The organism is Stenotrophomonas mexicanensis, from assembly GCF_032911605.1.
In the GTDB taxonomy this organism is placed as follows: domain Bacteria; phylum Pseudomonadota; class Gammaproteobacteria; order Xanthomonadales; family Xanthomonadaceae; genus Stenotrophomonas; species Stenotrophomonas maltophilia_A.
The window spans coordinates 1-8,474 of sequence record NZ_JAWJTG010000076.1 but is presented as its reverse complement, the minus strand read 5'-3'; the positions used below and the strand labels follow the sequence as shown (position 1 = coordinate 8,474).

At 66.1% G+C, this 8,474-nt stretch carries 7 protein-coding genes; 3 read left to right on the top strand and 4 right to left on the bottom strand.

Annotated elements, in window-relative coordinates:
* Nucleotides 1-145 precede the first annotated feature (145 nt).
* The 3 genes from R1L06_RS20150 to R1L06_RS20140 form a co-directional block, all read right to left on the bottom strand.
* Nucleotides 146-760 (bottom strand): RluA family pseudouridine synthase, encoded by a 615-nt coding sequence (locus tag R1L06_RS20150; protein ID WP_317218576.1) that lies wholly within the window; start codon nt 758-760, stop codon nt 146-148.
* 158 nt (nt 761-918) lie between these two features.
* On the bottom strand, nt 919-1,905 hold the full coding sequence (locus R1L06_RS20145) for a malate dehydrogenase (RefSeq protein ID WP_004153634.1): 987 nt from the start codon (nt 1,903-1,905) through the stop codon (nt 919-921).
* 118 nt (nt 1,906-2,023) lie between these two features.
* Nucleotides 2,024-2,515 (bottom strand): peptidylprolyl isomerase, encoded by a 492-nt coding sequence (locus R1L06_RS20140; RefSeq protein WP_004153629.1) that lies wholly within the window; start codon nt 2,513-2,515, stop codon nt 2,024-2,026.
* Nucleotides 2,516-2,787: 272 nt separating this feature from the next.
* Here R1L06_RS20140 and typA point away from each other — a divergent pair, with 272 nt between their 5' ends.
* Genes typA through R1L06_RS20125 form a run of 3 tightly spaced genes read left to right on the top strand, consistent with a single transcriptional unit; the run spans nt 2,788 to nt 6,778 of the window.
* Nucleotides 2,788-4,635, top strand: a complete 1,848-nt coding sequence (gene typA, locus R1L06_RS20135) for a translational GTPase TypA (RefSeq protein ID WP_032129766.1) — start codon at nt 2,788-2,790, stop codon at nt 4,633-4,635.
* Between the two features lie 11 nt (nt 4,636-4,646).
* On the top strand, nt 4,647-5,114 hold the full coding sequence (locus R1L06_RS20130) for a DUF2127 domain-containing protein (protein ID WP_049422416.1): 468 nt from the start codon (nt 4,647-4,649) through the stop codon (nt 5,112-5,114).
* Nucleotides 5,115-5,155: 41 nt separating this feature from the next.
* Nucleotides 5,156-6,778 carry an amidase gene (locus R1L06_RS20125; RefSeq protein WP_032129765.1) on the top strand — a complete coding sequence of 541 codons (1,623 nt, stop codon included), beginning with the start codon at nt 5,156-5,158 and terminating at the stop codon, nt 6,776-6,778.
* A 56-nt stretch (nt 6,779-6,834) separates the two neighbouring features.
* Here R1L06_RS20125 and R1L06_RS20120 read toward each other — a convergent pair whose 3' ends face one another.
* Nucleotides 6,835-8,022: a mechanosensitive ion channel family protein gene (locus R1L06_RS20120; protein ID WP_317218575.1), complete on the bottom strand. Its 1,188-nt coding sequence runs from the start codon at nt 8,020-8,022 to the stop codon at nt 6,835-6,837.
* Nucleotides 8,023-8,474: the final 452 nt, after the last annotated feature.

The window sequence follows — 8,474 nt, the reverse complement described above, 5'->3', positions numbered from 1 at the left end:
AGCCGCATGGATGCGGCTGCCAAGCCTACAGGGACGTACTTGCGGCGTCCCCGCACTCCGACACCGTCCCGCCAACCCACGGATAGCCCGCTTCTGACGTTGACGTTGATTCTGCAGGTGCAGGGCTGCAAGCCCTGCCGAACCCCTAGAACGGAGTCGCGGACTCGAACGCGAGCGCCTCGCCCGTCACTGGATGGGTGAACCGCAGGCTGCGCGCGTGCAGGTGCACGCGTAGTGCCGGTGCTGCACCGTACAGCACGTCACCGACGATGGGATGACCGAGACTGGCCATGTGCAGGCGCAGCTGATGGCTGCGGCCAGTAACCGGCTCCAACGCCACGCGGGTGCGCTGCGCTTCAACATCACGTGCCATTACGTGCCAACGTGTCAGCGCCGGTTTGCCGCGTTCGTGATCGACCATCTGCTTCGGCCGGTTCGGCCAGTCCACGATCAACGGCAGGTCCACTTCGCCGGCATCGCCTTCAAGCAGCCCCTCCACGATCGCTTCGTAACGCTTGCCAACCTGGCGCTGCTCGAACTGCATCGACAACGCCACCTGCATGTCCTTGCCGCGCGCATGCAGCAGCAGGCCGGAGGTCACCTGGTCCAGGCGATGCACGGTCAACGCATCCGGGTACAGCGCCTGCAGGCGCGCGACCACGCAGTCCTGGTTCTCGGCGCTGCGGCCAGGCACGGACAGCAGGCCGGCCGGCTTCTCGACCACCAGCAGCGCGTCGTCGATGTAATGCAGGTGGATCATCAGTTCCTGTATTCCTCAAACAGCAACGGGGAAGCCTGAGCTTCCCCGTTGCTGCGTACCGACCAACGGTCGGTACCTACCTTCTGGATCGCGTACCGGCCAACGGCCGGCACCTACCTCGATGGAAGACGTACCGGCTCGCGCCGGTACCGCCTGCATCAGCCCAGCAGGTGGGCGACGCCGGCGCGCTCTTCTTCCAGCTCGGCCAGGGTCTTGTCGATGTACTTCTGGCTGAAGTCGTCGATCGGCAGATCCTTGACCAGGGTGTACTTGCCGTTCTCGGTGGTCACGGCGAAGCCGAAGATCACGCCTTCCGGAATGCCGTAGGAACCGTCGGACGGCACGCCCATGGTGACCCACTTGCCGTTGCTGCCCAGCACCCAGTCACGCACATGGTCGATGGCTGCGTTGGCGGCCGAAGCAGCCGAGGACGAGCCACGGGCTTCGATGATCGCCGCGCCGCGCTTGCCGACGGTCGGGATGAAGGTGTTGGCGTTCCACTCCTGGTCGTTGATCGCATCGGCGATCGACGCACCATCGGCGGTGGCGAAACGGTAGTCCGGGTACATGGTCGGGCTGTGGTTGCCCCACACGACCAGCTTCTCCATGCCACCGACCGGCTTGCCAAGCTTGGTCGACAGCTGGCTCAGCGCGCGGTTGTGGTCCAGGCGCAGCATGGCGGTGAAGTTCTCCGGCTTCAGGTCCGGGGCCGACTTCATCGCGATGTAGGCGTTGGTATTGGCCGGGTTGCCGACCACCAGCACCTTCACGTCACGGCTGGCGACCTTGTTCAGCGCCGCGCCCTGGGCGGTGAAGATCTTGGCGTTTTCCAGCAGCAGGTCCTTGCGCTCCATGCCCGGGCCACGCGGACGCGCGCCGACCAGCAGGGCGATGTCGGCGTCCTTGAACGCGACTTCGGCATCATCGGTGCCGACCATGCCGGCCAGCAGCGGGAAGGCGCAGTCTTCCAGCTCCATCATCACGCCCTTCAGGGCGGCCTGGGCCTTGTCGACCGGCAGTTCCAGCAGCTGCAGGATGACCGGCTGGTCCTTGCCCAGCATTTCGCCGGAGGCGATGCGGAACAGCAGGGCATAACCGATCTGGCCGGCGGCGCCGGTCACGGCAACACGAACGGGTGCTTTCATGGGGGTTTCCTCTTGCTTGCAAGCGTTTGATGGGACGCCGCGGGCGTGGCCACGCAGGCCTGGCGGGCGGCGGGGAACAGGGAAACGGCCACCCGAGGGTGGCCGTTTCGAAGGGGGATCAGGCGGCGAGGTGCTTGTTCCACTCCGCGACGCGCTCGGCCTGGGCGGCCAGCACGGCGTCGACGTCGCCTTCCAGGGTGATCGAATGGATCACGTCGCCCTGCTTGACCGAATCGACGATGGCCTGGCCTTCCAGGACCTTGCCGAAGACGGTGTGGCGGCCGTCCAGCCAGTCGGTCTTGATGTGGGTGATGAAGAACTGGCTGCCGTTGGTGTTCGGGCCGGCGTTGGCCATCGACAGCGAGCCGACCTCGTGCTTCACGCCATTCTTCTCGTCTTCGAACTTGTAGCCCGGGCCGCCGGTGCCACGACCCTGCGGGCAGCCGCCCTGGATCATGAAGTCGGCGATCACGCGGTGGAAGATCAGGCCGTCATAGAAACCGTGCTTGACCAGGTTCACGAAGTTGGCCACGGTCAGCGGCGCCTTGTCGGCGAACAGCTCGACCTTGATCGGGCCCTGGGTGGTGTCGAAAGTGGCGATGAGGGACATGAAGATCCTTGATGCAGAGGGGAACGCGTCTAGCCACCTAGTTTACACCTGCCTCGTGGCGGCGGCGGCTTCGACCATGGGCGCAGATCCGGGCTTCAGCCACGGGACGGGGTGCCCCGCGGCGCAGGCCAGGCGGCCTCGACCGGCGCCGCAGCCCCCAGCTGAATGGGCCCCATGACGGGTGTGAAATCCACCTTTTCGCGAATCGTCAAGTTCGACGTATAATGTTGGACTTCTTTTTCCAAATCCGGCGCCGACTGGCCCCCTTTCGTATGTCCATCGAAAATCTTCGCAACATCGCCATCGTCGCCCACGTCGACCATGGCAAGACCACCCTGGTCGACCAGCTGCTGAAGCAGTCCGGCACCCTGTCCGAGCGTACCGTCCTCGCCGAGCGCGTGATGGACAGCAACGACCAGGAAAAGGAACGCGGCATCACCATCCTGGCCAAGAACACCGCCATCACCTGGGAAGACAAGAAGACCGGCATCAAGAACCGGATCAACATCGTCGACACCCCCGGCCACGCCGACTTCGGTGGTGAGGTCGAGCGCGTGCTGTCGATGGTCGACACCGTGCTGATCCTGGTCGATGCGATGGACGGCCCGATGCCGCAGACCCGCTTCGTGACCCAGAAGGCCTTCGCGATGGGCTTCAAGCCGATCGTCGTGGTCAACAAGGTCGACCGTCCGGGCGCCCGTCCGGAATGGGTGATCGACCAGGTCTTCGACCTGTTCGACAAGCTCGGCGCCACCAACGAGCAGCTGGACTTCCCGATCGTCTACGCCTCCGGCCTGAACGGCTATGCCGGCCTGGAAGACACCGTGCGCGACGGCGACATGACCCCGCTGTACGAAGCGATCATGCAGCACGCGCCGCGTCCGGAAGTGGACCCGGAAGGCCCGTTCCAGATGCGCATCAGCCAGCTGGACTACAACAACTTCGTGGGCGTGATCGGCATCGGCCGCATCCAGCGCGGCACCCTGAAGAAGAACATGCAGGTCGCGGTCATCGACCGTGAAGGCAAGAAGCGCAACGGCAAGGTGCTGCAGGTGCTGGGCTTCATGGGCCTGGAGCGCATCGAGCAGGATACCGCCGAGGCCGGCGACATCGTGGCCATCTCCGGCATCCAGGAGCTGACCATCTCCGACACCATCTGCGCCCCGGATACTCCGGAAGCGCTGCCGGCGCTGACCGTCGACGAGCCGACCATCTCGATGACCTTCCAGGTCAACAACTCGCCGTTCGCCGGCAACAAGGACCTGTCCGGTGGCAAGTTCCTGACCAGCCGCCAGATCAAGGACCGCCTGGACCGTGAAAAGGTCCACAACGTGGCCCTGAAGGTCGAGCAGCTGGAAGACGCCGACAAGTTCCTGGTTTCCGGCCGTGGCGAACTGCACCTGTCGGTGCTGATCGAGAACATGCGTCGCGAGGGCTACGAGCTGGCCGTGTCGCGCCCGGAAGTGATCATCAAGGAAATCGACGGCCAGATGATGGAGCCGATCGAGCAGCTGGTGGTGGACATCGAAGAAATCCACCAGGGCGGCGTGATGGAAAAGCTGGGCACCCGCAAGGGCCAGCTGAAGAACATGGAATCGGACGGCAAGGGCCGCGTGCGCCTGGAATACTCGATCCCGGCCCGTGGCCTGATCGGTTTCCAGAACGAGTTCAAGACCCTGACCCAGGGTTCGGGCCTGCTGTTCCACGTGTTCGACCACTACGGTCCGAAGGAACAGGGCGCGATCGCCAAGCGCATCAACGGCGTGATGATCGCCAATGCGCCGGGCACCACGCCGGCCTACTCGCTGGGCCCGCTGCAGGAGCGCGGCAAGCTGTTCGCTGCTGAAGGCGACAACGTGTATGAAGGTCAGCTGGTCGGCATCCACTCCAAGGACAACGACCTGACCGTCAACGCGATCAAGACCAAGCCGCTGACCAACATGCGCGCTTCGGGCAAGGACGATGCGATCCAGCTGACCCCAGCGATCAAGTACTCGCTGGAACAGGCCCTGGACTTCATCGAAGACGACGAGCTGGTCGAGATCACCCCGAAGGAGATCCGTCTGCGCAAGAAGTTCCTGACCGAAAGCGACCGCAAGAAGGCTTCGCGCGGCGGCTGAGCCAGCACCCCGTGAACCTGAGCGGCTACAACCCGGATCCACACCGGCATCCGGGTCTCCATGTCATCGCCCTGCTCGAAGCGAGCAAGGCGATGCTGGCGCTGTTGGCCGCCACCGGGCTGGAAGTGCTCGGGCCGCAGCCGCTACGGCACGGCATCATGGCCCTGATCCGGCGTTTCAGCCTAGATCCGGACCATGGCACCCTGCCCTCGCTGCTGCACATGATCAGCCCCGACGCGGTCCACCTGGCCGCGGCGGGGATGATCGGCTACGGCCTGCTGCACCTGGTCGAAGCCTGGGGCCTGTGGCGAGCCAAGGCCTGGGCCTCCTGGCTGGGCTGCCTGACCGCCGCCCTGTACCTGCCTTTCGACATCTTCGCGATCATCCGCCACCCCGGCTGGCCGTCGTGGACGATCCTGGCGATCAACCTGATCGTGGTCTACGTGCTCGCCCGCGACCTGCGCAAGCGCCACCGCTGAGCACCGGCTACACTGGGGATTGGAGCCGACCAAGCCGCCCCATGCGCCCGTCCTTGCCGCCTCTGCTGACCTGCCTGCTCGCCGCGCTGCCGGCGCTGCTTTCGGCTGGCTGCAGCCCGGCCACGCCCAGCGCGCATGCGGCCGAACCTGCGAGCCGCAACGTGCCGTTCCCGTACGCCGAAACCGATGTCGCCGACCTGCAGGCGCGGATGACCGCCGGGGAACTGGACAGCACCACCCTGACCCAGGCCTACCTGCAGCGCATCGCCGCGCTGGACCGCACCGGGCCGCGCCTGCGCGCGGTGATCGAGCTCAACCCCGATGCCTTGAAGGAAGCCGCCGCGCGCGACCGCGAACGCCGTGACGGCCGCCTGCGCGGCCCGCTGCATGGCATCCCGCTGCTGTTGAAGGACAACATCAACGCCGCGCCGATGGCCACCAGTGCGGGTTCGCTGGCCCTGCAGGGCTTCCGTCCGGACGATGCCTACCTGGTGCGCCGGCTGCGCGATGCCGGTGCGGTGGTGCTGGGCAAGACCAACCTCAGCGAATGGGCCAACTTCCGCGGCAATGCTTCGATCTCCGGCTGGAGCGCGCGTGGCGGCCAGACCCGCAACCCCTATCGCATCAGCCATTCGCCGTGTGGTTCCAGCAGCGGCAGCGCGGTGGCCGTGGCCGCCAACCTGGCCAGCGTGGCGATCGGCACCGAAACCGACGGCAGCATCGTCTGCCCGGCGGCGATCAACGGCGTGGTCGGCCTGAAGCCGACGGTCGGCCTGGTCAGCCGCGACGGCATCATCCCGATCTCCTTCAGCCAGGACACTGCCGGGCCGATGGCACGCAGCGTCGCCGACGCTGCCGCCGTGCTGACCGCGATCGCCGGCCGCGATGATGCCGACCCAGCCACCGCGACTATGCCCGGCCGTGCGGTCTACGACTACACCGCGCGACTGGACCCGCAGGGCCTGCGCGGCAAGCGCATCGGCCTGCTGCAGACACCGCTGCTGAAGTACCGTGGCATGCCGCCACTGATCGAACAGGCGGCGACCGAGCTGCGCCGCGCCGGCGCCGTGGTGGTGCCGGTGGAGCTGCCCAACCAGGGCGCCTGGGCCGAGGCCGAGCGCACGCTGCTGCTGTACGAATTCAAGGCCGGGCTGGAGCGCTATTTCAGCACCCACCGCGCACCATTGCGCAGCCTGGCCGAACTGATCGCCTTCAACCAGGCGCACAGCAAGCAGGAACTGGGCCTGTTCGGCCAGGAGCTGCTGGTGGAGGCCGATGCCACCGCCGGCCTGGCCGACCCGGCCTATATCCGCGCCCGCAGCGATGCGCGCCGGCTGGCCGGCCCGGAAGGCATCGATGCCGCCCTCGCCGCCCATCAACTCGATGCGCTGGTGGCGCCGACCACCGGCGTGGCATGGCCGATCCGCAGCGAAGGCGACGACTTCCCCGGTGAAAGCTACAGCGCCGCCGCCGTGGCCGGCTATCCCAGCCTCACCGTGCCGATGGGGCAGATCGATGGTCTGCCGGTCGGTCTGCTGTTCATGGGCACCGCCTGGAGCGAGCCGAAGCTGATCGAGATGGCCTATGCCTATGAGCAGCGCACGCGCGCGCGGCGACCACCGCACTTCGATACCGACGCACTGATCGACGCTGGCGAGCCGTGATCCGGTAGTGCCGGCCGCTGGCCGGCAGATCCGGAGTCGCCGGCCAGCGCCCGGCGCTACCGTCCGGGTTCCGGCTCCACCGGCACGATCGCAGCCTCACCATCTTCAGCACCCGGCGAACGCACATCCGCGGTGCGTGCACGTGGACCACGCGGCATATCCAGCTCATCCTCGTGTTGCAGCCGCGCACGCACCTGCGGCAGCGACTGCGGATGCTCGCGCGCGAGGAAATCGAGCATGCGCTCGCGCACCAGGCAACGCAGATCGAAGGCATCGCCCGAGCTGCGCGCGCTGACCAGCAGGCGAACCTGGATTGCACGCTCGCTGGTCTCGGTCACCTGGGTCACGCAGACCCGGCCATCCCACAGCGCTTCGCCACGGCAGATGCGTTCCAGCTCAGCGCGGATCGCGGCAATCGGCGCACGGTAGTCCAACCACAGGAACGCGGTGCCGAGCAGGTCGGCGCTACGCCGCGTCCAGTTCTGGAACGGGTTTTCGATGAACCAGGTCAGCGGCACCACCATCCGTCGCTCATCCCAGATACGCACCACGACGTAGCTGCTGCCGATCTCCTCGATACGGCCCCACTCGCCCTCGACGATCACCACGTCATCCAGCCGGATCGGCTGCGTCACCGCAATCTGCAGGCCAGCGATCAGGTTGCCGAACACCGGCTTGGCCGCGATACCCGCCACCAGGCCGATCAGGCCTGCCGATGCCAGCAGCGCGGTGCCGATCTTCTGCACCATCGGGAAGGTCAACAGCACCAGCGATGCGCCGAGCACGATGATGCCGCCCATCAGCACGCGGCTGAGCACCCGCGTCTGGGTCTGGATGCGGCGCGCTTCCAGATTGTCGGCGACATCGATGGGATGACTGCGCAGGATCGCGCGCTCGCCCGCCGCCACCGCGCGTACCAGCAACCAGATGAAGCACGCGGTCAGCGCGATGTGCAGCACATGCTGCAGGTTGCCCAGCACCGGATCCTGCAGTGGCGTGGCCTGCAATGCGGGAATCAACAACAGCAGCGGCCATGCGGTGGCCAGTGGCAACCCGAGCACGCGACCGATGCGTGCACGCCGGCGATCACGCCCTTTCAATCGATGGTAGATCCAGAGGATCAGCCACGCGCCGATGCCGCCCACTACTGCTGCCAATCCCAACGGCCATGCGTAGGCCTGTGCGCTTTGCCAGTGCACCGTTGCCACCTCCACTCGAACAGCCAAGCGGACAGCCTCGCGCATGACGCATGAGTGTCACGTCAGTCGTTCGTAAGGAGGGTGTTGATCGGCAGGGCTTGCAGCCCTGCACCTGCTGCGAGCCGAAGCAACAGCAACAGCAACAGCAACAGCAGAAGCGGGTTTCCTGTGGGATGGCGGGGTGGGTCCGGTTGCGGGAGACGCCGTAAACCCGTCCATGGGGGCTTGGCCGCGGCATCCATGCCGCGGACACTCCCGCAACCGGACCCACCCCGCCTTCGACAGATTTCCGCGATCTGCCGGCATTTCTGTAGAGCCGAGCCATGCTCGGCTCAAATCTCACAGATATCGAAATATTCGATTTCCATAGTGATTCATCCACGCATGACGTGGATCTACCGCAGGTCGCAGAGATCTGTCAGAGGCGGGGCGGTGTGGGTAGGCAGGACCGTTGGCGCCATGGATGGCGCCATCGAGCCCCCATGGATGGGTTTACG

What these genes read in the sequence shown, in the direction of transcription:
- R1L06_RS20150 (WP_317218576.1), bottom strand. Translation starts at nt 760, where the DNA reads ATGATCCACCTGCATTACATCGACGACGCGCTGCTGGTGGTCGAGAAG.
- R1L06_RS20145 (WP_004153634.1), bottom strand. Translation starts at nt 1,905, where the DNA reads ATGAAAGCACCCGTTCGTGTTGCCGTGACCGGCGCCGCCGGCCAGATC.
- R1L06_RS20140 (WP_004153629.1), bottom strand. Translation starts at nt 2,515, where the DNA reads ATGTCCCTCATCGCCACTTTCGACACCACCCAGGGCCCGATCAAGGTC.
- typA (WP_032129766.1), top strand. Translation starts at nt 2,788, where the DNA reads ATGTCCATCGAAAATCTTCGCAACATCGCCATCGTCGCCCACGTCGAC.
- R1L06_RS20125 (WP_032129765.1), top strand. Translation starts at nt 5,156, where the DNA reads ATGCGCCCGTCCTTGCCGCCTCTGCTGACCTGCCTGCTCGCCGCGCTG.
- R1L06_RS20120 (WP_317218575.1), bottom strand. Translation starts at nt 8,022, where the DNA reads ATGCGCGAGGCTGTCCGCTTGGCTGTTCGAGTGGAGGTGGCAACGGTG.